Annotated in this window: 21 protein-coding genes (1 of these 21 running past the window's edge); 13 read left to right on the plus strand and 8 right to left on the minus strand. The window is 71.4% G+C overall.

Translation table 11 applies throughout. The annotated features are described in order from the left end of the window. The 3 genes from AC3WSN_RS02355 to AC3WSN_RS02365 form a co-directional block, all read left to right on the plus strand. Positions 1-1,031, plus strand: the 3' portion of a protein-coding gene (locus AC3WSN_RS02355; protein ID WP_192708492.1) for an autotransporter assembly complex protein TamA. 925 nt of this gene lie to the left of the window's left edge; the window shows 1,031 of its 1,956 coding nt (coding positions 926-1,956); the start codon falls outside the window, past its left edge; its stop codon occupies positions 1,029-1,031. Continuing rightward, on the plus strand, positions 1,032-5,378 hold the full coding sequence (locus AC3WSN_RS02360) for a translocation/assembly module TamB domain-containing protein (RefSeq protein WP_492536078.1): 4,347 nt from the start codon (positions 1,032-1,034) through the stop codon (positions 5,376-5,378). Positions 5,379-5,506: 128 nt separating this feature from the next. Continuing rightward, a complete protein-coding gene (locus AC3WSN_RS02365; RefSeq protein ID WP_492536080.1) occupies positions 5,507-5,824 on the plus strand; it encodes an HPr family phosphocarrier protein in 318 nt (105 codons plus the stop codon). 6 nt (positions 5,825-5,830) lie between these two features. Here AC3WSN_RS02365 and AC3WSN_RS02370 read toward each other — a convergent pair whose 3' ends face one another. The 4 genes from AC3WSN_RS02370 to AC3WSN_RS02385 form a co-directional block, all read right to left on the minus strand. Further along, complete coding sequence (locus tag AC3WSN_RS02370) at positions 5,831-6,544, minus strand: endonuclease III domain-containing protein (RefSeq protein ID WP_492536082.1); 714 nt, start codon at positions 6,542-6,544, stop codon at positions 5,831-5,833. A gap of 63 nt (positions 6,545-6,607) precedes the next feature. Beyond that, positions 6,608-7,471, minus strand: coding sequence for a GNAT family N-acetyltransferase (locus AC3WSN_RS02375; RefSeq protein WP_492536084.1), 864 nt, complete (start codon positions 7,469-7,471; stop codon positions 6,608-6,610). Positions 7,472-7,575: 104 nt separating this feature from the next. Further along, on the minus strand, positions 7,576-8,670 hold the full coding sequence (locus AC3WSN_RS02380) for a CobW family GTP-binding protein (RefSeq protein ID WP_492536085.1): 1,095 nt from the start codon (positions 8,668-8,670) through the stop codon (positions 7,576-7,578). A 60-nt stretch (positions 8,671-8,730) separates the two neighbouring features. After that, complete coding sequence (locus AC3WSN_RS02385; RefSeq protein ID WP_492536087.1) at positions 8,731-10,281, minus strand: D-alanyl-D-alanine carboxypeptidase family protein; 1,551 nt, start codon at positions 10,279-10,281, stop codon at positions 8,731-8,733. 254 nt (positions 10,282-10,535) lie between these two features. Here AC3WSN_RS02385 and queE point away from each other — a divergent pair, with 254 nt between their 5' ends. After that, the gene (queE, locus tag AC3WSN_RS02390; protein ID WP_192708782.1) at positions 10,536-11,168 is read left to right on the plus strand and encodes a 7-carboxy-7-deazaguanine synthase; all 633 of its coding nucleotides are present in this window, start codon (positions 10,536-10,538) and stop codon (positions 11,166-11,168) included. Positions 11,169-11,175: 7 nt separating this feature from the next. On the opposite strand, the gene AC3WSN_RS02395 is transcribed toward queE, so the two are convergent. Next, positions 11,176-12,090: a DUF6925 family protein gene (locus tag AC3WSN_RS02395; RefSeq protein WP_492536089.1), complete on the minus strand. Its 915-nt coding sequence runs from the start codon at positions 12,088-12,090 to the stop codon at positions 11,176-11,178. 173 nt (positions 12,091-12,263) lie between these two features. Between AC3WSN_RS02395 and rfbC the strand changes: the two genes are divergently transcribed. The 4 genes from rfbC to rfbA all read left to right on the plus strand — a co-directional run bounded on the left by rfbC (position 12,264) and on the right by rfbA (position 15,757). Continuing rightward, on the plus strand, positions 12,264-12,815 hold the full coding sequence (rfbC, locus tag AC3WSN_RS02400; protein WP_492536091.1) for a dTDP-4-dehydrorhamnose 3,5-epimerase: 552 nt from the start codon (positions 12,264-12,266) through the stop codon (positions 12,813-12,815). Positions 12,816-12,906: 91 nt separating this feature from the next. Then, complete coding sequence (gene rfbB, locus AC3WSN_RS02405) at positions 12,907-13,956, plus strand: dTDP-glucose 4,6-dehydratase (RefSeq protein WP_492536093.1); 1,050 nt, start codon at positions 12,907-12,909, stop codon at positions 13,954-13,956. Next, the gene (gene rfbD / locus AC3WSN_RS02410) at positions 13,956-14,861 is read left to right on the plus strand and encodes a dTDP-4-dehydrorhamnose reductase (protein ID WP_492536095.1); all 906 of its coding nucleotides are present in this window, start codon (positions 13,956-13,958) and stop codon (positions 14,859-14,861) included. The genes rfbB and rfbD overlap by 1 nt, the downstream gene beginning before the upstream one ends. After that, complete coding sequence (rfbA, locus tag AC3WSN_RS02415; protein ID WP_238196579.1) at positions 14,858-15,757, plus strand: glucose-1-phosphate thymidylyltransferase RfbA; 900 nt, start codon at positions 14,858-14,860, stop codon at positions 15,755-15,757. The genes rfbD and rfbA overlap by 4 nt, the downstream gene beginning before the upstream one ends. Before the next feature lie 33 nt (positions 15,758-15,790). Here the strand turns inward: rfbA and AC3WSN_RS02420 are convergent, their stop codons facing one another. Further along, positions 15,791-16,057 carry a hypothetical protein gene (locus AC3WSN_RS02420; RefSeq protein WP_492536098.1) on the minus strand — a complete coding sequence of 89 codons (267 nt, stop codon included), beginning with the start codon at positions 16,055-16,057 and terminating at the stop codon, positions 15,791-15,793. Between the two features lie 170 nt (positions 16,058-16,227). On the opposite strand from AC3WSN_RS02420, the gene AC3WSN_RS02425 reads away from it, so the two are divergent. The 4 genes from AC3WSN_RS02425 to AC3WSN_RS02440 all read left to right on the plus strand — a co-directional run bounded on the left by AC3WSN_RS02425 (position 16,228) and on the right by AC3WSN_RS02440 (position 20,715). Continuing rightward, the gene (locus tag AC3WSN_RS02425; protein WP_192708504.1) at positions 16,228-17,325 is read left to right on the plus strand and encodes an OpgC family protein; all 1,098 of its coding nucleotides are present in this window, start codon (positions 16,228-16,230) and stop codon (positions 17,323-17,325) included. 134 nt (positions 17,326-17,459) lie between these two features. Then, a complete protein-coding gene (locus tag AC3WSN_RS02430) occupies positions 17,460-18,179 on the plus strand; it encodes an SGNH/GDSL hydrolase family protein (RefSeq protein WP_492542988.1) in 720 nt (239 codons plus the stop codon). Between the two features lie 86 nt (positions 18,180-18,265). Further along, positions 18,266-19,576 carry a lipopolysaccharide biosynthesis protein gene (locus tag AC3WSN_RS02435; protein WP_210331778.1) on the plus strand — a complete coding sequence of 437 codons (1,311 nt, stop codon included), beginning with the start codon at positions 18,266-18,268 and terminating at the stop codon, positions 19,574-19,576. Further along, positions 19,573-20,715, plus strand: coding sequence for a GNAT family N-acetyltransferase (locus tag AC3WSN_RS02440; RefSeq protein WP_192708507.1), 1,143 nt, complete (start codon positions 19,573-19,575; stop codon positions 20,713-20,715). Before AC3WSN_RS02435 ends, AC3WSN_RS02440 begins: the two co-directional genes overlap by 4 nt. Before the next feature lie 423 nt (positions 20,716-21,138). Here the strand turns inward: AC3WSN_RS02440 and AC3WSN_RS02445 are convergent, their stop codons facing one another. Beyond that, the gene (locus AC3WSN_RS02445; protein ID WP_492536100.1) at positions 21,139-21,423 is read right to left on the minus strand and encodes a hypothetical protein; all 285 of its coding nucleotides are present in this window, start codon (positions 21,421-21,423) and stop codon (positions 21,139-21,141) included. Positions 21,424-21,589: 166 nt separating this feature from the next. On the opposite strand from AC3WSN_RS02445, the gene AC3WSN_RS02450 reads away from it, so the two are divergent. Continuing rightward, a complete protein-coding gene (locus tag AC3WSN_RS02450; protein ID WP_192708783.1) occupies positions 21,590-21,844 on the plus strand; it encodes a hypothetical protein in 255 nt (84 codons plus the stop codon). A gap of 6 nt (positions 21,845-21,850) precedes the next feature. On the opposite strand, the gene AC3WSN_RS02455 is transcribed toward AC3WSN_RS02450, so the two are convergent. Then, the gene (locus AC3WSN_RS02455) at positions 21,851-24,205 is read right to left on the minus strand and encodes a PAS domain-containing sensor histidine kinase (RefSeq protein ID WP_492536103.1); all 2,355 of its coding nucleotides are present in this window, start codon (positions 24,203-24,205) and stop codon (positions 21,851-21,853) included. Between the last annotated feature and the right edge of the window lie 115 nt (positions 24,206-24,320).

The raw sequence follows: 24,320 nt of genomic DNA on the forward strand, positions 1-24,320 counted from the left end.
AGCGCGAGCGCAACCTCGTGGGGGTGTCGGCGCGCTACTCGACGGTCGACGGGCCGGGCGTGCGCGCCTACTATGCCAACCGCAACCTGTTCGGCGGCGGCGAGACCTTCCGGCTCGACGCGGACATCTACTATCTCGGCCTTGGCAACGATCCGTTCGCGACCCAGCGCAAGATCGCCGGGATCGGCACCAACGGTCTCGGCGGACGCCTCTCCGCGACCTACGTCCAGCCGGCGCTCTGGGGCAGCCGGAACGACCTTCTCGCCAATGCCTTCGTCACCCGCGAGGTGCAGCAGAGCTATCTGGTGGATGGCGGCGGCGCGTCGGCGGCGATCCGGCACCGCTTCTCCGACACGTTCTCGGCGCAGGTCGGGCTCGACGCCCAGGTCGGCCGGTCGAAGGATGCCCTCGGCACGGTCAATTACCGGCTGATCGGCGTTCCGGCCTCGGTGACCTACGATTCCACCGACAACCTCCTCGATCCGACCCGCGGTGTGCGGGCGATCGCGTCGCTCGCGGTCTATCCCGGCGCGATCTCGTCGCCCGGAATCGTCGTCGCGAAGGCGCAGGGCTCAACCTATTACGCCCTCGACGCGGAAGCGCGCTACATCCTGGCGGGCCGGGTCGGGTTCGGCTCGGTCTCCGGCGCGCCGCTGGGTGACATCCCGGACAATTTCCGCTTCTTCGCGGGCGGCGGCGGCTCGGTGCGCGGCTATCCCTACCGGACCCTCGGTCCGATCGGGCCTTACAACCTGCCGATCGGCGGCCGCAGCCTGCTGGAAGCCTCGCTGGAGGCCCGCATCAAGGTCACCGACACGATCGGGGTGGTGCCGTTCTTCGACGCGGGCACGGCCTTCGCCTCCGCGGTGCCGGATTTCGACGAGAAGATCCGGAAATCGGTCGGCATCGGCCTGCGCTACTACACCGGGATCGGCCCGATCCGCGCGGATCTCGCCTTCCCGCTCGACCCCTATAAGGGCGGCCACGTACGACCGGCCGTCCTGTATCTCAGCCTGGGGCAGGCGTTCTGAATGGCTGTTATTCACGGGCTGACAGACGCGCGACGGGCCTTCGGCAGGGCGGGGCGCCTGGCCTGCATCCTGATCGGCCTCGCCGTTCTTCTGACGACGGCTGTCACGCTGACGCGCGCCGACGCGGGCGACAAGTCCGTGCTGGGGGGGCTGCTCTCCCGGGCGCTCTCGACCCCGTCGTCGCGGGTGGCCATCGGCGCGGTGGACGGTGCCCTGTCGTCCGACGCCACGATCCGCGACGTCGCGGTGAGCGACCGCGACGGTGTCTGGCTGAAGCTCGACAAGGCGCGGATCGTCTGGCGCCGGCTCGCGCTTCTGTCGGGGCGGCTGGAGGTGGACAGCCTCGAGATCGGGCGTCTCGAAGTGCTTCGCCGCCCGGTGCCCGGTCCGACCCCGCCCGAGGCCAAGCCCGACGGCAAGCTGCTGCCGGACCTGCCCGTGAAGGTCGAGATCAAGGGGTTCAAGCTGGCCGAGCTGGTGCTCGGCGAGGCGGTCGCTGGGCAGCCGGCCCGGCTCTCGGCCGAGGGGCGTGCGCGACTCGGCGCGGCGAGCGAAGGGCTCGACCTGCAGGCTCGGGCGCAGCGCCTCGATGCGGCCGGGCGGTTCCTGCTCAGCCTGCTCTACGTGCCGACGGGCGATCGTCTTGATGTGAAGGCAAACCTCATCGAGCCGGCGGGAGGCCTGCTCTCGCGGGCGGCCAATATTCCCGGGGCGCCGCCCATCGACTTCGATCTCGACGGGACAGGGACGCTCGACGCGTGGTCCGCCAAGCTCGACTTCGCCGCCGGGCCGGAGATCGGCGCCAAGGGCGGCGCGAAGATCTCCCGCATCGGCGCCGAACGCCGGCTCGCCCTCGATCTCGCGGCACGGATCGAAGGCCTCGTGCCGGGGCCGGCGGCCTCGGTATTCGCGGGCACGACCAAGCTCGAAGGTGGTCTGGCCTTCGCCGACAGCGGCGCCTTCCGGATCGACCGGCTGGAATTGACCTCGCGCACCGCCCGTCTCGCGGCGGGTGGCAGCCTGTCCAAGGACCGGATCGCCGACCTGACGCTCCAGGCCCGCGCTGTGCCGACCGAGGGCGTGGTCACTCGGGCCGGGGATGCCGAGATCGGCAAGCTCGTGTTCGACGGCAGCCTGAAAGGCCCGATCACGGGGCCGACGATCCACGGCAGTCTCGAAGCGGAGGGCCTGCGTAGCCGCGACTCGGCCCTGGAGCACATCGCGGCGCGACTTGGTGTCGAGCCGCAGGGCGAGGCCGCGGCGCAGCGTTTCGCGATCAGCGCGGACGGCACGATCGAGGGGCTGCGTCTCGCCGATCCGGCCCTGCGCCGGGCCGTCGGCAGCCGCGCGCAGCTCACGCTGCGGGCGACCGCCGGCCCGGACGGAGTGGTGGACGTCGCCGCGCTCCGCTTCGACGCCGAAACGGCGCGGGCGACCTATGCCGGGCGCATCGGCCAGAACACGCTGACCGGGACCGTCACCGCCGCCCTGCCGGATCTCGCGGTCTTCTCCGGTATCGCCGGGCGCGGTCTTGCGGGCAGCCTGGACGCCAAGGCGCGGCTCAGCGGTGATCCGGCCCGCAAAGCCCTGGCGGCCGATCTCGACCTGACAACGGCGAAGCTCGTCACCGGACTCGCGGCCGCGGACCGCGCCCTGGGACGGGCGCCGAGCCTTCAAGGACGGATCGCGCAATCCTACGCCGGTTACGGCTTCGACCATCTGCGCCTGGACGGCACCGGCCTGACCGCGACGCTCCAAGGGGAGGCGACCTCGGCCAAAGCCGATGTGGCCGGCCGGCTCGACCTGAAGAGCCTCGCCGATCTCGACGGGCGTCTGACGGGGCGCGCCGGCATCGATGTACGGCTCACCGGCTCCCTTGAGCACCCGGACCTCACGGCGATCCTGACGGCGCCCGCGGCCACGGCCGACGGCAAGCCGATCCGCGACCTGCGGGTCGAAGCGGTCCTGACGGACGCACTTCTGACTCCGGACGGCAGCCTGCGTCTCGGCGGCGACATCGCCGGCAAGCCGCTCACCGGGCAGGCTCACGTCGCGCACGCCGGTGACGACTGGGTTGTCGACCGGCTCGCGCTGAATCTCGGCTCCGTTGCGGTGGAGGGGAACGCCAGGGTCGCTGCCGAGACCTGGCTGTCGGCCGGTTCGCTTGCGGTACGGGCCGGCAATCTGGAGGATCTCTCACCGCTGGCGCCGGAGCCGATCGCGGGACGGCTCGATGCCAGCGTGACCCTCACCCGGGACGACGGGCACCAGGATGCCGTCATCCGGGCGAGCGGGGCTGCCCTGCGCTACGGGACCTATGGCCTGACCCGGCTCGACGCCGATCTCAGGGGCCGCAACCTCCGCGCCCATCCGGTCCTGGACGGGCGCCTTGACGCCGACCGGCTGCTTGCCGCCGGACAGCAGATCGATGCGGTCCGGTTCGCCGCCGTCGCCAACCCGAGCGGCAGCGACGTGACGCTGACCGCCAAGGCCCGCGGGTTCGGACTCGACGCCGCCGCCCGGCTCGTTCCGGCCGAGGAGACGCGCATTGAGATCCAGCGGTTCGCGGCCGCCCGCGGCGCTGACCGCTTCGCCCTGAGCGGTCCGGCCACGATCACCCTGCGCGACGGCGGCGCGGTGATCGACAATGTCGCGATCGCGGCGGGCTCCGGGCGGATCACGGTCGCGGGCCGGGCCGGGCGCGACCTCGACCTGCGGGTGGCGCTTCGCGCGCTGCCGCTCTCGCTCGCCCGGATCGCCGCCCCCGATCTCGCGCTGTCGGGGACTTTGGACGGCGAGGCCGAGCTGCGCGGGCCAGCCGACCGACCCGAGGGTCGCTACGCGCTCACGATCGTCAAGCTGGTGGCGCCGCAGACCCGGCAGGCCGGCCTGCCACCAATCGATGCCAGCGCCAAAGGAACCCTGTCGGATGGGAAGGCCAGCCTCGACGGGCGCGTGACGGCCGGGCGCGGTGTCGCCCTGACGGTGGCCGGGACGCTGCCGGTCGAGCCCGGCGGTCCCCTCGACATCCGCGCCCGCGGGACCCTTGAAGCGGCGCTGGCTAATTCCATGCTGAGCGTCGGCGGCCAGAGCGTTACCGGCCGGGTCGCGATCGACGGCGGCGTCACCGGCACGCTGGCGGCGCCCCGGGCACAGGGCGCGGCGGTGCTGACCGGCGGCAGCTTCACCGACCCGCTCAACGGTATCCGGCTCACCGCAATCGAGGGGCGGGTTACCGGCCAGGGCGACAGCCTCGTGGTCGAGCGGCTGAACGCCGCGACCCGCAACGGCGGCCGGGTTTCGGTCACCGGGCGTGTGGCCCTGCAGCCGGACTTTCCCGGCAGCTTCCACGTCGTGGCCGACAGGGCCGAGCTGGTCTCGAGCCCGCTGATGACGGCCGTGTCGAGCGCCGATCTCACGCTGGCCGGCCCGCTGGTGCGGACGCCGCGCATCGCCGGCCGGGTGAATGTCGTGTCGATCGACGTCGCCGTGCCGGATCGCCTTCCCGCGACCGTTCGGCCCCTGCCGGGCGTGCGCCACGTCAACACCTCGCCGGACGTCGGGGCGCGCCTGGCGCAGCGGGCGGACCGGAAGGCCGCGATCAGCCCGAAGCGGCGTCCGAAGAAGCCCGCCGTACCGTTCGACGCCACCCTCGACGTGACGGTGGATGCACCCAGCCGCATCTTCGTACGCGGCCGCGGGATCGACGCGGAACTCGGAGGTTCGCTGCGGGTCACCGGCACCTTCGCGGCACCCAACGCCGTCGGTGCCTTCGCGATGCGCCGCGGCCGCCTCGAACTCGTCGGGCAGCGCCTCGATTTCAGCCGCGGCAAGCTGACCTTCGCGGGTAGTCTGACCACGCCCGAACTCGATTTCGCCGCCGAGACCAAGGCCGGCGACGTGACCGCGCGCGTCGCCGTCTCGGGGCCGGCGGACGCGCCGCAATTCGCCCTGACCTCCGACCCGGTCCTGCCGCAGGACGAGATCCTGTCGCGCCTGCTGTTTAAGAAGGCGGCCGGCGGCCTGTCGCCGTTCCAGGCCCTGCAGCTCGCGCAGGCGGTCGCGCAGCTCTCGGGCGGCGCCGCCGGACCGGACCTGTTCGAGCAGGCGCGCAAAGGCCTCGGACTCGACAGCCTCGACGTGTCGACCGGGGCCAGCGGCGGGCCGGCGTTGGGCGCCTCGCGCTACATCTCGGACCGGGTCAGCGTCGGCGTGAAGGCCGGTGCCAAGCCCGCCGACACGGCGGTTGGCGTCGATTTCGACGTGACGCGGCGGATCAAGCTGAAGGGTGAGGCGGGCAGCGACGGCCGCACCAGCCTCGGCGTGGGCGCCGAGTATGAATGGTAGCCGGCGGCGGACCCGCGGAGATTGGCCCAATCGGCGTGGCGGTTCGGGATCGACACGCCCGGTCAATGGTTTAGGTTCAGCTCAAGCGGCCGCGGCAGCCGCGGATCGGGCGGGAAACATCCAGAACGATGGACGAGCTTTTCGAGACGGACGACGACGTCCCAGTGCCGGAGGGCGGGTTCCTCCGGATGCTGCCGATCATCAACCGGCGCGGCCTGCATGCCCGTGCCTCCGCCAAGTTCGTGCAGACCGTCGAGCGCTACCAAGCCGCGGTCACGGTGACCCGGGCGGGCGAGACGGTCGGCGGCCGCTCGATTATGGGCCTGCTGACCCTGGGCGCCGCCATGGGCACCCGCATCGCCGTTACGGCCGTCGGTCAGGATGCCGAGCAGTGCCTCGACGCCATCGAGGCACTGATCGCCAACCGCTTCGGCGAGGACGAGTAGCGACTCTCAGGTCACCTTCCCCGGCCAAGTGCACAGATCCGCGATGAGGCAGCGCGGGCAGGCCGGCTTGCGGGCCGTGCAGGTGTCCCGGCCGAGACGGAACAGCCAGACATGCGCGCCGTCCTTGAACCGCGCCGGCACGATCCGGGCGAGCCCGTCGGCGACGGCATCGACGTTGGCGCCCGGCGCCAGCGAGATCCTGTTCGATACCCGGAAGACGTGCGTGTCGACCGCGATCACCGGCTCATGAAACGCGAAGTTCGCCGTGACTTCCGCGCTCTTGCGGCCGATGCCCGGCAGGCGGCGCATCTCCGCGGCGCTGCGCGGGACCGCGCCGCCGAATTCCGACATCAGGGCGGCCGAGAGCTTGACGATGTTGCGCGCCTTGGACGGCCCGAGCCCGACCGGGCGGATGATCTCGGTGATGCGCGCCTCGCCCAGATCCAGCATACCGGCCGGATCGCGGACTTCGGAAAACAGCACGTCGGCGATGCGGGACACGGTCGGCCCGGTGGATTGGGCCGAGAGCAGCACCGTCACGAGCAGGCGGAACGGGTCGGTCCGGTCGAACCCGGCCTTCGGATCCGGGTCGGCCTCGGCCAGACGTGCGAGCACGGCCGCGACACGGTCGGCGTCTCCGGTCTCGGGGGGCGAGATCGCCCGGCCGGTGGACGTCCGGCGTGAGGCGGTCGGAGGACCGTGGGTTGTGTCGCGCGCCATTGAGGCGAGCTAGAGCCCCGGCGGGCGCTCCGACAGCCGCAACGTGCGCGGCGGATTGACCGGTCAGACCCTCGCCCGCCGCCAGGGCACGGCGCTTGGCCCGGCGCCGAGATGAAGGGTTCCGGCCACGACCTCGCCGGCCCGGCGCAGGAACTCGACCCGCAGGGCGCCGCGGCGGGCGAACAGGCGGCTCACCACCCGGACGAACGAGGCCTCCGCCGGATCGGCGATGATCGGGCGTTTGGCGGTCCGGGCGTCGAGGGTGAGAAAGGTCTCGACCGCATCGCGCACCGCTTCGGGCCCGGTCACCGCGAGGATCTCGGATCCGGGCAGCTCCCAGCCCTCGGGCCTCACGCCGATGAGGCTGTCGGCCGGAATCGGCCGCGGCTGCGCCGCGCGGCGCGCCGCGAGGACGGGGCGGAACGGCACCGGGTTGCGCACGGGCTCGACAGCTCCAGCGAGGCGGATCGGGCGGCGCAGCGCTCCGAGCCGGACCCGCAGGGCGCGATCCACCGCCTCTGCGGCCGCCGGCTCGACCATGGCGGCGATCTCCGCCTCGACGGGCTGCCAAGCCCTGGCACGGCCGCCCAGGACGGGGTGGGGCATCGCCAGTGGCACCACGCCGCGCAGCGCTTCAAGACCGGTCTCGGCATCCCGGTCCCAGGCGAGGGCCACCGCGATCCGGCGCCCGGCCGGACGGTGCTGGGCGAGCGGCAGCAGGTGATCGGGATCGCGCAGCGGATCGGTTACGGCATTCCTGACCAGCAGGGCCCGCCAGGCGGAGACGGACGTCGCATCCACGGCGCCGGGTCTGCGGAGATCGACCCGCCAGACCGCGCTGCTCTCGCCGAAGCCGGAAATCGCCTGCGTCGCGGGCGCCGGCCTTTCGAGCAGGCCGCCCTGTATCACGGTGAAGCGTGGCGCCATCGCCTGTCCTGCCTGTCGACGCGTCGTCCCATTTCGGGACGATCCGGCGCTGCGGAAGCGCCATTCGGGTCGATGGGTTCAAGGACGATGCCGCGCGCCGGCCCTCAGAAACCCGACAGCGCGAGGGGATTGTCGGTGAGGGCGGCGGCATCTGGGGCGTCCACACGCGGGCGCCCCAGGAACGCGTCCCACAACTGATGCACGAAGGCCGGATCCAGGTCGCGCAGGATCAGCACGAGCCGGGACGTGTGGTCGGGATCGGGCCAGGCCGGCAGCGTCAGGGGCGCGTGGAACACGTGCTGCACTCCATGGACCACGATGGGGTGGTCGGGATCGTCGGCGAGCGCGACGATACCCTTGAGCCGCAGCAGCTTCGGCCCATGGCCTGACCGCAGCAGGTCCATGAACATCTCGAAGGCGGGGCGGGGCACCGGGGCTTCGCTGGTCAGGCACAGGGCCCGGATCGACGCGTCGTGCCGGTTCACGTCGTGCGCGTGGGGATCCGCCTCCACCAGCGTCGCGTCACCGAGCCAGGCCCGGACGTCGGCCGCCTTGCCGTCGAGACCGAACAGCCCGCCGAGCAGCGCGTCCGCGGGTTCCTCCGGCAGGACGATCGGGGCCGCCGGATTGAGCGCGGCGAGCCGTGCGCGGATCCCGGACGTATCGACCGCCAGATCCGCCTTCGTGAGGACGAGCTGGTCGGCGACCGCGGCCTGCCGCACAGCCTCCGGATGGGCGTCGAGGGTCGCCGCCCCCGTGACGGCATCCACCACGGTCACGACGGCTTGAAGCCGATACCGGAGCACGAGATACGGGTGATAGATCAGCGCGTGCAGGATCGGCGCCGGGTCGGCGAGGCCGGTGGTCTCGATCACCACGCGGCGGAACGGCCGGATCCGGCCGTTGTCGCGCTTGCGCAGAAGATCCTCCAGCGTCGCTATCAGGTCGCCCCGCACCGTGCAGCACAGGCAGCCGGCGCCCAGAAGGATCATATCCTCGTCGACCGTCTCGATCAGGAGGTGGTCGAGACCGATTTCGCCGAACTCGTTGACGATCACCACCGTGTCGGCGAGGGCGGGGTCACGCAGGAGCCGGTTCAGCAGCGTGGTCTTGCCGGCGCCCAGAAATCCGGTGAGCACGGTGAGCGGGATCGGCTCCGGGCGGCGGGGATCCGGAGCAGGCGCGGGACTGAGTGACATGGGCGTCGAAGTGGGGTCTGCCGGCGCCCGCGGCAACGCGCCGGCGCCGAGCGGCACGTCCTATTCGTCGGCCGCGGCCTTCTTGGCCGCCGGCTTCTTGGCCGCCGACTTTGCCGCCGACTTGCCGGATGACTCCTTGGCAGGCGCCGCCTTGGCGGGCGCTGGCTTGTGCGCGGTGGCCTTCGCGGCCGGCTTCGACAGGCCCTTGCCGGGCTTGGCCTCAGGCATCGACGGCGTCTCGACGGCGGTATAGGCGCTGGCGGCGTGCGGCAGCGGGCGGCCCGCCTTCGCGGCGAGTTTCGGCGCCGGCTTGGCCGTCGTCTTGGCGGCCTCCTTAGCAGCCTCTCGGGCAGCCTGGGCACGCTCCGCCCGCGCCTCGCGGGCCTGCTTGGCCGCCTCGAGGGCGGCGAGACGCTTGGCCTTGGCGGCCTCGAGCTTCGCCGCGCGGGTGTTGGCGGCCGCAGCCTTCTGCTCGGCCTCCTGGCTCTCGAGGATCTGCTGACCCTCGGCCGGATTGCGGCCGATCCAGACTGCGATCGGCTGGAGGGGAGCCCGGGGCGGCAGGCTCCGGGCGCGCAATGCCGGGTTCGAGAAGGCGGCGAGCGCGAGGGCCGGAGAATTGGCCGCCGAGCCGCCGATCAGCTGCGCTGCCGACCCGGGGGCGCTCAGCGCGCCGGGCCCGTCCTCGATGGCGGGCGGCTTCTTGCCACCGCACACGAAGGGCCGCATGTCCGGCGGCGCCGGCAGCGCCGAGGCCGGCAGCGCCTCGAGGGTCGGGCTGGTCCAGCCCGCGCTCTGGCCGAAGGCGTAGTCGAACAGGTCGGCGGTCTTCACGTCGCGCTCGCGCGGGCTCGGCTGGCCCATCACGATGGTGACGATCCGGCGGCCGTTGCGGGTCGCGGTCGCCACCACGTTGAAGCCGCCCGAACAGATGAAGCCGGTCTTCATCCCGTCGGTGCCGGGATAGCGGCCGAGCAGGCCGTTGTGGTTCGGCATCACGGCGCGGCCGAACTGGATCGCCGAGATCGAGAACAGGTCGTGCGAATCCGGGAAGTCGCGGATCAGCGCCCGGGCGAGCACCGCCATGTCGCGGGCCGACGTCCACTGGCGGGGGTCGGGCAGGCCATTGGGATTGTACCAGTGGCTGTCGCGCATGCCGATCCGCACCGCGGTCTCGTTCATCATGGCGGCGAAGGTGTCGATCGAGCCGCCGAGATTCTCGCCGATCGCGTAGGCGATGTCGTTGGCCGACTTCACCATGATGATCTTGAGGGCGTTGTCGAGGGTGAGCTGCGTCCCCGGCCTGAAGCCCATCTTCGAGGGCGGCTCCGCGGCGGCGGCCGCCGAGATGGTGATCATCGAATCGAGCGAGACCTTCCCCTGCCGCACCAGATCGAGGGCGACGTAGGTGGTCATCAGCTTGGTGATGGAGGCCGGGTACCAGGGATCGGTCGGCGCCTGCGCGTAGATCACCTTGCCGGAATCCACGTCGGCCACCAGGATCGGCACGGTGACGGCGTCCGCGGCGCGGATCCCGATCAGGCTCGTGCCGAGGAGACCCGTCAGCGCCGCAAGCCCGACGGACAATCGCCGGAGGAGAGAAGAGGACATTCGAGCCCGACTCGTCAGAGGATCGCCAGGGTCGACGCCGAGGCGTCGGCCTTCCGGCCGCCGGCCGGATACAGGCACAACCCGGACGGCCGCGTTAGGTCGCCGCGCTGCATCACGGCATGAACGGGTCCACCGTGGCAAGAGCAAGGCGAGACCGCACGGCGGGTCTGCGCGGCGTGGTTGTCGGTGGTCCACAAGCCGTCCACCGCCTATGTGCAGGCGGCGCGTCGCGCGGGACGATGGCTGGGACGACAGTGGCTTACGCGGTCAAGGAGATTTTCCACACCCTTCAGGGCGAGGGCGCCCAGGCGGGGCGCGCGGCGGTGTTCTGCCGGTTCGCCGGCTGCAACCTCTGGTCCGGGCGCGAGGCCGACCGCGCAGCGGCGGCGTGCCGCTTCTGCGACACCGACTTCATCGGCATGGACGGGGAGGGCGGCGGGCGCTTCGCCGACGCCGACGCGCTGGCCGACGCGATCGCCCAGAGCTGGGCCGGCGGGCCGGAGAACCACTACGTGGTGTTCACGGGCGGCGAGCCGCTGCTGCAGCTCGACGAGGCTCTGATCGCGGCGGTCCATGCCCGCGGCTTCGAGATCGCAATCGAGACCAACGGCACGCTGCCGGCGCCACCCGGCATCGACTGGATCTGCGTCAGCCCGAAGGGCGGCAACGCCCTCGCGCAGACCACCGGCCACGAGCTGAAGCTGGTCTACCCGCAGGCGGACGCCGACCCCGCCGACTTCGTCGGCCTCGGCTTCCGCCACCGCTTCCTCCAGCCGATGGACGGGCCGGACCGGGTCGCCAGCACGGAGGCCGCAATCGCCTATTGCCGCCGGGACGCCCGCTGGCGCCTGTCGCTGCAGACCCACAAGATCATCGGCATTCCCTGAGGCGCGCTCACCCGGGCATGGCTCGGCGCTGGGCCCGTGCGGCCCGCAGCGCGGACCGCGCCGCACGTCCGGTGACCGAGTGCGGATCGGGCTCGTGGCCGGCCAGCACCGCGCGCCGCAGAGCGGCCAGCGCCGGATCGCCCCAGTCCTCGAGCAGGCGACCGAAGGCGGCGTGACGCTCGGCATCGAACGGCACGGGTCGGCCCATGGCATCCTTGCAGGGATGGCCCGGGTGCAGGCTGGCGCACGGCACCCAGCCGGACGGGATCGGCGCGGTTGCCGCGTGCGTCCGCCGGAGCCGCAGGAGTTGGGGCAGCACATGGCTGTGCGGCCCCGGGGGCATCGTCCCGCCCGCCGGCGGGATCGGCGTGTAGACCTCAATCCGCCCGAACCGGGCGACGAATACCCGATGCGGGCTCAAGGCCGCCAGGGCAGCGCGGAGCGTGTCGCCCGCGGCAAGGAGCGGGCGGCCGAGTCCGGCCCGGAGGCGATCGATGGCCGCCGGTTCGGCCACGCGCACGCAGGCATCCACCGCCTCGAGGCCCAACCCGAGATCGAACAGGATGCCGTCGCGATCCTGCTTCCGCGCAGCCGCCGTGTCGGGTCCGAGCTCGGTCAGGACGGTGCGTCGGCCCATCGCACAGGCATCCGTCGGCAGGCACAAAGCGACCGTCTGGCTCCAGCCGCCCGAGAAGCCGGTCTCGTAGGCGAACGGCCTCAGATCGGGAGACGCGGTCAGCGCCACGGCTCCCCGGCCGGTGACCAGGCCGATCCGGCCATCCGCAAGGGTCCGAACCGCCTCTCCTGGACCCCGGCAAAAGACCGCGACAGCTCCGTAGCTGCCCAAGCTCCAGGCGCAGGCCGGATCGGCGAGTTGCTCGAGCAGCAGGGCGGGCACGGGATGTCCCGATCCGCCCGTCATCAGCTCTCCTCGCGAACGGCAGCGCATGGACAACGCCTTGACACGGCCGGCGAATGACCGGAAGTCGCGGGCCGATCATCGCGGTTGCGTTCGGCGCGGCGGCGGCACGGCTCGGAGCCGCCGAAGCGGCATCCGCTGAGCCTCGCGACAGGATCGGCGGGAAGGGCGCTGGCATGGACGTCATCGAGACCGAGATTCCGGACGTGAAGCACATCGTGCTCAAGCGCTTCGGCGACGCACGCGGCTGGTTCTCCGAGACGTTCCGGGCCGATGCCCTGGCACGCGCCGGCATCACCACCGCCTTCGTCCAGGACAATCAGTCCTTCTCGGCGCCGCAGGGGACGATCCGCGGCCTGCACTTCCAGATCGCCCCCCGGGCGCAGGCCAAGCTGATCCGCGTCCTGCAGGGCGCGATCCTCGACGTGGCGGTGGACATCCGCAGCGGCTCGCCGACCTTCGGCAAGTTCGTGGCCGTGACGCTCGATGCCGACAAAGGCGAGCAGCTGTTCATCCCGCACGGCTTCGCGCACGGCTTCTGCACCCTGACCCCCGACGTCATGGTCGCCTACAAGGTCGACGATTACTACAGCCCCGAGCACGACCGGGCCCTCGCCTGGAACGATCCGGAGGTCGGGATCCCGTGGCCGGTCTCGTCCGAGGCGGCGATCCTCTCCGACAAGGACCGCCGCGCCCCGAAGCTCGCCGATCTCGGGCGGGTGTTCTGATATCCGCGGGACGCGGCCGTAATTTGGTCACGCCGGCCGGTCTTCTGCCCCGTCATTCTGCTCAAGACGATTCATAAGAGGGTTATTCGCCATGCGCATCCTGGTGACCGGAGGCTGCGGCTTCATCGGCTCGGCGCTGGTGCTGCACCTCGTCAACGACCTCGGCCACGAGGTCTGCACCCTCGACGCGATGACCTACGCGGCCAATCCGGTCTCCCTGGCCACGCTCGCCGACAACCCGCGCCACCGCCTGGTCGAGGCCGATATCTGCGACCGCGATGCCGTCCAGAAGGCCTATGCCGACGTCAAGCCGCAGGCGGTGATGCACCTGGCCGCCGAGAGCCATGTCGACCGCTCGATCACCGATCCGGGCGCCTTCGTGCGCACCAACGTCATCGGCACCCAGACCATGCTCGACGGCGCCCGCGGCCATTACGAGGCCCTGCCGGAGGCCGAGAAGAAGACCTTCCGCTTCCTCCACGTCTCCACCGACGAGGTCTACGGCTCGCTGCCGCCGGACGCGTTCTTCACCGAGGACAGCCGCTACGATCCGCGCTCGCCGTACTCGGCCTCGAAGGCGGCCTCCGACCACCTCGCCCGCGCCTGGCATGAGACCTACGGCCTGCCGGTGCTGGTAACCAACTGCTCGAACAATTACGGGCCGCGGCACTTCCCCGAAAAGCTGATCCCGCTGATGATCCTCAACGCCCTCGAGGGGAAGAAGCTGCCCGTCTACGGCGACGGCCTGAACGAGCGCGACTGGATCCACGTGGAGGACCACGCCAAGGGCCTCGTCGCCGTGCTGGAGCGCGGCCGGATCGGCGAGACCTACCTCCTCGGCGGCCGCGCGGTGCGCAACAACCTCGCGGTGGTGAAAGCTTTGTGCGCGGCCTTCGACCGGCTGCGCCCCGAGAACGCCCCGCACGAGCAGCTGATCAGCTTCGTGGCCGACCGTCCGGGCCACGACCGGCGCTACGCCATCGACTGCACCAAGGCCGAGACCGAGCTCGGCTGGCGCCCGCAGAAGACCTTCGAGCAGGCGCTGGAGGCGACCGTGGCGTGGTACCTCGACAACGAGAGCTGGTGGCGCCCGATCCGCGAGGGCCGGTACAAGGGCGAGCGCCTGGGACTCAACGGCTGATGGACATCCTCGTCCTCGGCGGCGCCGGCCAGGTCGGCACCGAACTGCAGGCGCTGTCCTGGCCCGGCGACATGTCCGTTCACGCGCCCGGCCGCGCGGAGCTCGACATCACCGACCCGGACGCCGTCGCGGCGGCGCTGGCGACTCGGGACTATCGGGTCGTGATCAACACCGCCGCCTACACGGCCGTCGACAAGGCCGAATCCGACGTGGTCGCGGCGTGGCGCCTCAACGCGCTCGCGCCGGCGATCCTGGCGGCCGCCACGGCGGCGCGGCAGATCCCGCTGGTCCACGTCTCGACCGACTACGTGTTCGCCGGCACCAAGCCGGACGGGGCCTACGTGCCGGACGAAGCCATCGACCCGCAGAGCGTCTACGGGGCCAGCAAGGCCGCCGGTGAGCTGGCGGTGCGCACCGGCAACCCGCGCCACGTGATCGTCCGGACCGCCTGGGTGGTGAGCCCGCACCGGGGCAACTTCGTCAAGACGATGCTGCGGCTCGCGGCCGAGCGCGACGCCCTGACCGTGGTCGACGACCAGCACGGCTGCCCGACCTCCGCCGCCGACCTCGCGGCCGCGCTGGCGGTGATTGCGCGGCGCCTGGCCACCGATGCGGCGGCACCCACCGGCACGTTCCACTGCGTGAACGCGGGCGACACCACGTGGCGCGGCTTCGCCGAGGCGATCGTGGCGGGCTCGGCCCGCCGCGGCGGCCGCGCGGTGCCGGTCAAGGGTATCCCGACCTCCGCCTACCCGACCCCGGCCCGGCGGCCGGCCAATTCGTGCTTGTCCACAGACAGCCTCACGGACGCCTACGGCGTCGCGCCGCGGCCCTGGCAGGCGGCGCTCGACGACATCCTGGACCGGCTCGTCGGGCCGGTCTCAGAGGGAGTTTCCAAGCCATGAAGGGCATCGTTCTGGCCGGCGGCTCCGGCACGCGGCTGCACCCGGCCACGCTGTCGATCAACAAGCAGCTGCTGCCGGTCTACGACAAGCCGATGATCTACTACCCGGTCTCGGTGCTGATGCTGGCCGGCATCCGCGAGATCCTGATCATCTCCTCGCCCGAGCATCTCGACAATTACAAGCGGCTGTTCGGCACCGGCGAGCAGTTCGGGCTTCAGTTCTCCTACGCGCTGCAGCCGCGGCCGGAAGGCCTCGCCCAGGCGTTCGTCATCGGGCGCGACTTTGTCGGCGACGACGACGTGGCGCTGATCCTCGGCGACAACCTGTTCTTCGGCGCCGGCATGGGCGAGCTTCTGGAGCGGGCGGCCGCGCGTCGGCAGGGCGCGACGGTGTTCGCCTATCACGTCGACAACCCGCAGGCTTACGGCGTGGTCAACCTCGACAAGTCGGGCCGCCCGACCAAGATCGTCGAGAAGCCGCAGAACCCGGAATCGACCTGGGCGGTCACAGGCCTGTACTTCTACGACAACCAGGTGCTCGACATCGCCGCCGACGTGAAGCCTTCGCCGCGCGGCGAGCTGGAGATCACCAGCGTCAACGAGGCCTATCTCCAGCGCGGCCAGCTTCATGTCGAGCGGATGTCGCGCGGCTACGCGTGGCTCGATACCGGGACCCACGACAGCCTGCTGGAGGCGAGCGAGTTCGTCCGCACCCTGCAGCACCGCCAGGGCCTCCAGGTGGCCTGCCTGGAAGAGATCGCCTACCTGCAGAAGTTCATCACCCGCGACCAGCTCGTGGCCCGCGGCGAGATGTTCGCCAAGACCGCCTACGGCCAGAACCTGCTGCGGCTCGCCCGCGAGAGCGAGGACGACCTGCGCCTGCGCCGGGGCAAGTAGCGGTCCGACCGACGGTCGACAGTCCGGGCTGGATCACCGGGCGTTGCAGCCGATGCAGATCCCGCGCATCAGCCGGTCGTTCTGAACCTCGCGCTTCGTCCGGTCGCGCCTGGCGTTCGGCATGGCCGCCCCGGCGCCGCGGCTCGGCGGCATGACGCGACCGACCGACGAGGTGTTCGGCGCGGCTGCGGTCGAGGCGGGACCGCGGCCCGTGCCGGTCTGAGACTGGGCCGGATCGAGGGCCGACATCAGGAGCAGAGCGAGGATCGAGGGACCGAGGATCGTGATCGGGCGGGTCATCGTGCGAAGGGCTCCGTGCCGGAGCGTAACGCGACCGTGACCGCCGGGTTCGACGCGGCGCACGTCCTCCACCTTCGTCCGCCTTTGCAGACCCGGCGCGGCCCCTTATCAGGGGCCGACAGCCGCCCGTCGACGATCTGAAGAGCCGGAACCTCGGAGCCGCCGCGACGATGCGGGACCCCAACGCGATCGATTTCTGGCGCGGCTTCGCCCTGGTCACGATCTTCATCAATCATATCCCGGGCAATACCTTCGAGCGGTACACCTTCTCGCAGTACGGCATCTCGGACGCGGCCGAGCTGTTCGTCTTCCTGGCGGGCTGGTCGATCGGCATCGCCACGCGGGGGCGCGACGGCGTGCCGGAGCCGCCGGGACGCAGCGTGGTGCGGCTCCTGGCGCGCACCGTCGAGGTCTACCGCGCCCAGCTCACCGTGATGCTGCTGGCGCTCGCGATCATCGCCGGCGCGGCCCTGCTGCTCGACAACCCGCTCATCCTCGAATGGCACAATGCGGGCGGGTTCTTCGCGGACCCGATCCAGTCCGTCTGCGGCATGGCCCTGCTGACCTACCAGCTCGGCTATTTCAACATCCTGCCGCTCTACGTGCTGCTCATCGGCGTCGCGCCGGTCTTCGTGCTGGTCGGCCGCTTCAGCCTGATCGCGGCCCTGGCGCTGTCCGGGAGCATCTATCTCGCGAGCCTCGTGTTCGAGTGGAACGTGCCGTCCTGGCCCGGCGAGGGCGACTGGTTCTTCGACCCGCTCTGCTGGCAGCTCCTGCTGGTGCTGGGCTTCGTGCTCCAGGGCTGGAACCTGCGCTCCGACGCCCTGCGCCGCTGGTCGCGCCGGCTGTTTCCCGCCGGCATCGCCATCGTGCTCCTCGGGATCGTGCTCGCCGTGACCGAGATCCGCCCCGACCCGATGGTGGTGCCGGAGCCGCGCCTGCTCTTCACTTTCGAGAAAACCTATCTGACGCCGGCCCGACTGGTTCATTTTCTGGGGGTATTGTTAGCGTTTGCACCGCTTTACGCAGTACTGGTCCCGCGAATCGGCCGCATCGCCGGTTATCTCTCTCAGATGGGCCGGAACTCCCTGGCTGTCTTCTCGATGGGCTCGATCCTGAGCCTGATCGGGCAGCTCGTGCGTTTTCAGACCGGCGGCGGCTTGCTGATCGATATGCTGGTCGCCGGCTCGGGCCTCGTGGGGCTGGGGTTTACGGCATGGTTCGTCGAATGGCGCAGCCGCAGCAAGTCGTCACGACCGCGCCCGTGATGCAGGCGTGTCGCTCCGTGTTGCCGCTCCGCACCGGCCTGTTCGGGGCCGCAGCCATCCTGCTGGCGATCCTGGGCGCACCGGTCGTCGCCCAGCAACCCGCCGATGCCGGATCCGGCGAGCCGGATCTGTCCATGGAATGCCGCGTCCCGGGTGCGCAGCTCTACACGGCCGCCAAGCTCGGGAGCGTCAAGGCGGCGCTGACGGAGAACCGGCCGATCAAAATCCTGGCGATCGGCGGCAGCGCGGCACCGGGCGCGTCGGCCTCCTATCCGGCGAAGCTGGAAGCGGCCCTGGAACAGGCGCTTCCGAAGGTCGACGTCGTGATCGACCACCGCGGCCTGCCGGGCGAGATCGCCTCCGGAGCCGCCGAGCGCGTCCGCACCATGGTGGCCGAGGCCGAGCCCGATCTGGTCGTCTGGCAGGTGGGGACGCACGACGCCATCGCCCGCGTCGATGCCGACGCCTTCGCGAGCGCGCTCAACGAGGCGGTCGCCTGGATCCGGTCTCACGGAATCGACGTGGTGCTGGTCGATCCGCTCTACACCGCCAGCATGGCGGCCGACGCGGATTACAACCGGATCGTCGAGGCGGTGCGCACGGTCGCGACACAGCAGCAGGTGCCGCTGGTGCGGCGCTACGAGGCCCTCCGGTACCTGTCGCGGCGCAGCGACAAGGGCGAAGGCCATATGCTCGGGCGCCAGTTCCGGCTCAACGATCTCGGCCTGCGGTGCATGGCCGAGCACGTGGCCCTGACGATCGCCACCTCGCTGATGCGGATGGACGTGCCCGCGGAGCCGAAGGCCAATCCGTCGACACAGCCCTTAACCGAGCCGCAACGCGCCCCGGGCTAGATCCGACAACCAGAGGTCGGCGTCCCGCCGGACCCGGGTCCGGCGCGGAGCGCGTAGTGTCAGCCACGGCTCTCCCCGCCCGCGCGATGAGACGCCTCCGCGGATTGCGCAGCGGACCGCAGCGAGCAGCCCTCACGGTCTTCGCCATCCGGGTCGGCTCGGCCGGCTTCGCGTACGGCTCCCAGGTCCTGGCGGCGCGGCTGATGGGGTGGGATGCCTACGGCATCTTCGCCTCCGTCTGGGTCTGGACCGCGATGCTCGGCCATACCCTGACCCTGGGGCTGTCGCAGGGCGCCTGCCGGTTCGTGCCGGGCGATCAGGCGCAGGGCGATCTCGACCTGGCGCGCGGCTACATCCGGGCCGGCGCGCTGATGACCGGCGGTGCGGCGCTCGCCGTCGCGGGCCTCGGCGCGGCGCTGCTCATCCTCGAGCCGAACCTGTTCGCGCCGGCCTACCGGGCGCCGATCGCGGTCGCCCTCTGCGTCATGCCGTTCTTCGCGCTTCAGGACTATCTGGAGGGCGTGGCGCGTAGCCAGAACTGGGTCGGTCTCGCCATCGCGCCGCCCTATCTGCTTCGGCAGACCCTGATGATGGCCTGCATGGCCGGGGCCGTCCTCGTCGGCGCGCCGCCGCGCGCGGAAGTCGCGATGGCCTGCATGCTGGCCGCCGCGGCCGCCGCGACGGCGCTGCAGGCCGGCCTCCTCGCCGCACGGCTCCGGAAGGCCCTTCCCGCGGGCCCGCACCGCTACCGCTGGCGGAACTGGCTCGGCGTCAGCCTGCCGATCGCCGCGATCGACCTCGCCAATGCCGGCTTCACCTTCGTCGACGTGATCGTGCTGGGGGCGCTGGTGAGCCCGGCCGAAGTCGGCCTCTATTTCGCGGCGACGCGCATCCAGCAATTCGTCGTGTTCGTGCATTTCGCGATCAGCGCGGCGACGCTTCAGCGCTACAGCGCCGCCCAGGCCCAGGCCAACCGCTTCCTGCTGGCCGAACTGGTCCGGCGCCAGGGACGGACCACGGCGGCCGCGACCTTCGCGGTCGGGGGCGCAATCCTGGCCGCGAGCCCGCTGCTCCTGGCGATGTTCGGCGCGGATCTCGGCGCGAGCGTGCCGATCCTGTGCGTGCTCCTGGCCGGAAGCGTCGCGGCGAGCCTGTTCGGGCCGGGCGAGGATCTGCTGACCATGCTGGGCGGCGAGCGCCTCTGCGCCGGCCTCACCGCCGGGACACTGATCGCGGCCGCGGGCCTGTGCTTCGCACTTGTTCCGGCCTTCGGACCGCTCGGGGCCGCCCTGGCGGTCGCCCTCGCCACCGTCGCGCGGGCCTGGCTTCTCGCCCGCGCCGCCGGGCAGCTTCACGGGCTCCCGACACCCGTCTGGTCGGCGGGAGCGGTCGGATGAGCCCGGTCGCGGCGGCCGCCCAGGGCAGCTTCGGTCTGTCACACGCCTGCGACGGACCTCCGGATGCGGCCGACTGGGATACCCTGTTCGCCTCCGGCGTCGCGCCGCACCCGCACGTCTCGCGGCACGTGATCGCGGCGCACCGGAGCGCCGGCCTGCTGCCGAACGGCCTGCGATTCGTGACCATCCGGAACGGAGCGAAGCTCGTCGCGCTCCTGCCCTATACGATGGCCCGCGACATCACCGGGCTTAGCGGCCGGGTCGCACGGCCCGTCCTGTCTCCGTTCATGACAGCCTCGGCACCGCTGATCGCCGACGGGCCACACCGGGCCGCGCACGCGCAGGCCCTGGTGGACGGCCTCGCGTCCGCGTCCGGCGGGCGCGCCTGGCGGTGGCCGTTGCTGCCGACCGAGGACGGCGCCGGACCGGTCATGCTGGCGGCCATGCGGGCCCGCGGCTGGGCGATCGGCACGGTGTCGGACTTCGATCGTCCCGTCATGGAGCGGCGGGCCGATCACGACGCATTCCTGGCGGGCCATCCGAACCGCGCGCGGTTCAAGGATCTGCGCCGCCGGGCCCGCCGGCTCGCGGAGGCCGGCACCGTCGCACACGAGAGCGCCGCCTGCGGGGCGGATCTCGAACGCCTCGTCGCGGCATTTCTCGACCTGGAGCGCGCGGGCTGGAAAGGACAGGCCGGCACGGCCATGGCATGCCGGCCGGAGACCGTCGCGCTTGCCCACACCCTGTTCTCCGCGGGATCCGGTCCGGTCGGCGTCCGCGCGGATGCGCTGACCCTTGACGGGCGCCCCATCGCGATCAGCCTCGCCCTTGTCGGTGCCGGCACCGCGACCCTGCTCAAGACGGCCTACGACGAGACTCTCCGCAGCCACGCACCGGGGCTCCTGCTCGAGGCCGAGATCGTGCGCGCCTGTCACGAGACCGGCTTCGCCGACCGACTGGATTCGGCGACGCTTGAGGGATCGGCCTTGGAAAGCCTCTATCGCGACCGGACGCGGATCGCCGAGATCATCGCCGTGCCGCCCGGCAGCCACGCCCTCTCCCTAGAGCGGCGCCTGCGGCTCGCGCGTTTCGAGGCGCAGGCGCGCAGCACGGCCAAGCGCGCCCTCGGGCGGCGCTAGGCCGGTTCTACAGACGCGGCTGAGGATTCTGCAGAGCTTTGGCTTCAGCAGGGAGGCCAGCGGATGTCGCCTGGGCCTGGCCGCTGTTCCCTAACAGCGATCGACCTTCGCACATGGTGATGACCCCCGCCGTCATTCCGGGGCGCCGAAGGCGAGCCCGGAAGCCAGAACCACCCTCGGTGCAGATGCTTGCCGCGTCGGCGGCTCTGGATTCCGGGCTCCGCTGCGCGGCCCCGGAATGACGGGGCGGGATCGTCTCGGCAGCCCTAATCCGGAGAGCAAGACTGAGAACGTCTCGTCAGGGCGAGCTGGAAATTCTGAGGCGTGTTTTCCGTAGACCTTTTCGGGAGGGAAACACGCTCTCTTCTCGGCGCCTTGGCTCAAAATCCAACCTGCCGATGCGACGCGGCCCAGCTGCCGGCCTCAGCGGCTCCGGTACGGACCGTCGCCCTCGACCCGGTCATAGACGCCGTGCCCGGTGCGCGCCCGGTAGGCGCGGCCGGCGATCTCCCCCGGGGTCGGCGGTGTGCCGGGCTGAGAAAAACTCGTCTCCGGACGATAGGCTGGCCCCCAGCCGATCTCCTCGTCACCCGCAGGATCCTTGCCCGGAAAACCTGTCACGTATCCGGTGCTCTGCGCGAGCGCCGGACCCGCGGCGAGCCCAACCAGGGTCGCCAGAGTGAAGCGCAGGGTTGTTCGCGATGGCATCGTCCGTATCCTCCATGTCCGATCCTATGGCGAGCAAACACCCGACCGGGCCGCGGGTTTTCGCAGCGTGCCGTCACGCCGCGGACGCGGCGGCACCCGGGCGATTCAAAAGCCCGGACAGGCCGAGCTGCCTCGACCGGGATACCAGCGCGGAGGCGGACCCGTCATGGAAGATTGGAAGGCGGGGCTTTGGGCGGAACTGCGCGCCATCGAGATCGCCACCGGCGACGCGGCCGCGGCACAATTGCCGGCCCTGCTCCGGCGTTTGCAGCGGCATCAGGCCAGGCTCGGCGGCAATCCGATGCTGGCGCCGTACCGCCGCTGGCGCATCCGGCGTCTCACCCGGGCCGTGGCGGATGCACGTTGGCACGCGGAGCAAGGCCGGGTCGCTCGCCTCGGCGGCCTGGATCCGCGCCGTTAGGGCGCGTCAGGCCGCGACCGGGCGCGCGGCGCGCCGGCCGGTCCGGGCTGCCGCGACCGGGCGAGGGGCGGAGACCTCAGGAAGGGTCTGATCCGAGCGCTCGGCACTGGGGGCCGGAAGGCGCACGAGGACGATGGTGCCGACCGAGACTTCGGAGCGGATCCGCAGCGAGCCGCCATGCAACTCGACCATCGACCGCGTGATGGCGAGACCGAGCCCCGATCCCTTGTGGCTGCGGGTCATCTGGGTCTCCACCTGCGTGAAGGGGCGACCAAGGCGTGCGAGATCGGAGCGCGGGATCCCGATGCCGTTATCCTCGACGAACAGGTGCGTGCGTGTCCCGGCGCGCCGGGCGCGCACCACGACCTGACCGCCCGCCGGCGTGAACTTCAGGGCGTTCTGGATGAGATTCGCGAGGATCTGCTGCATCGCGTTCGGGTCGGCCAGCAGGTCGAGTCCCTGCGGGACGTCGACGCTGATGGTGATGGCCTTCTCGCGGGCCGCGGCCTCGACGGGCGCGAGCGCGGCCGCGATGGCCGTTTCGGCGCAGATCGCGCGGGGATCCAGCCGCACCCGGCGCGCCTCGAGCCGCGCCATGTCGAGGATGTCGTCGATCATCGAGAGCAGGTGCGAGCCGCTCTCCCGGATGTCGCGGCAATATTCGGTGTAGCGCGGGGTCCCGAGCGGCCCGAGCACCGCGTTCTCCATCACGTCGGCGAAGCCGATGATGGCGTTGAGCGGCGTGCGCAGCTCGTGGCTCATGTTGGCGAGGAACTCGGACTTGGCTTGGCTCGCGGCTTCGGCAGCGGCCTTCTGGTCGAGGTAGCGCTCGGCGAGGTCGGCGAGTTGCTGGGTCTGCAGCTCGAGGGTCCGGCGGGAGCGCTTGAGGTCCTTGACCGTCTCGATCAATTCCCGTTCCGACGCCAGGAGCTGCTCCTGATTGCGCTTCAGGCTCGTGATGTCGGTCCCGACCGAGACGTAGCCGCCATCCTTGGTGCGCCGCTCGCTGATCTGGAGCCAGCGGCCGTCCGCGAGTTCGGCCTCGAAGGTGCGCGACGTCATTCCGATCAGGGCCCGGCCGGCATCGGGCGATTCACGGCGGACCTGCGGCAGCACGCCCCGGCCCATCACGTCCATGTAGCTGCGGCCGGCCTGGGCATCCTCGGGGCTGAGGGCGTGGAGATGCCGGAACTTGGAATTGCACAGGACCAGCCGGTTTCCGGTGTCCCAGAGGACGAAGGCCTCCGAGATCGCCTCGACGGCATCGCGCAGGCGCATGTCGGCCGCCGCGTTGGTCTCTTCGAGCGCCCGCTGCTCGCTGATGTCGGTGGCGATGCCGACAAGGTGGCGGCCGCCATCGGCCGCGTCCGCGACGACCTCGGCCCGGGCGCGGAGCCAGACATAGGCCCCGTCGGCGCCGCGCATGCGGAAGGCGTGGTCGATGAACGTCTGGTTGGCGGCCAGCCCGCGGGCGAGGCTGTAGAGATCCCCGTCGTCGGGGTGAACCAGGCCGTTGACGTCGCCGAAGGAGAGGTACTCGTGCTGCCGCCGGTAGCCGAGCAGGCTGTACATCGAGTCGGACCAGTAGATCCGCCCCCGGGCGACATCCCAATCCCAGAGGCCGCAGGCGCCGCGGCGCAGGGCCGTCTCGAGGCGGCCGCGGATCTGCTCACGGGCCCGGTCGGCCCGTGCCGCATGCCGGGTCTGCAGGCCGTAGGCGAGGCCGACGCCGACGATGACCAGGGCCGCAGCCGCGATCAGGACGATCTGGTCGCGGGTCCGCGCGCTCCAGCCGCGCAGCAGTGGCTCGACCGGCTGGAGGACCGCCACCTGGCCGGCGCCGCCGGGCAGGCTGTGCACCGCGGCCAGCACGCTCTCGCCGCCCGGAAGCTCAAGAGCCATGGCGCCGGCGCGCTCGCCGAGGCCCGAGAGCGGCTCGCCGTCGCCGAGCACCTGGGCGAGGGTCGTCAGGTCGGCCGGAAGCGGCGGATGGGCGGCGGCGATGCGCGTGTCGGGCCGGACCAGCAGCAGGCGCCGGCCCGGATGGCGACCGCTTTCCGGCATCAGGGTCTGGAGGTCCGACGCGACGGTCCCGGCGGGCGCGACCGCCCGCGCGGCCAGCCGGGCGAAGCCCTCGATCTCGGCACGCGCGCCGGCCAGGATCTCGGCGCGTTGCCCCTGGATGTGGAGCGCCGCCAGTCCGACGAGGCAGGCCAGGAACATCGCGAGCGTGCCCGGCACGGCATAGCGCAACCAGCGCTCCGCTTGGCCGAGCCGCGGATCCCGCGCCCGCATCGGCCACGAGACGGTGAGACTCGAATCCGCACGCGCGGAGAAGGAAGCGGAACCCGCCTCCGGCATGGCCGAACCTCGCCCGTGGGAGCTGCGAACCGGTCGAGGCGTCCTGCCCCCCGAATCTGTGTGAATACAATCACCTCGGGGGGCCATTTGTCCACGGGTTTTTTGGCCCGAGGGA

The organism is Methylobacterium sp. FW102-HT35C08 (genome assembly GCF_058790235.1).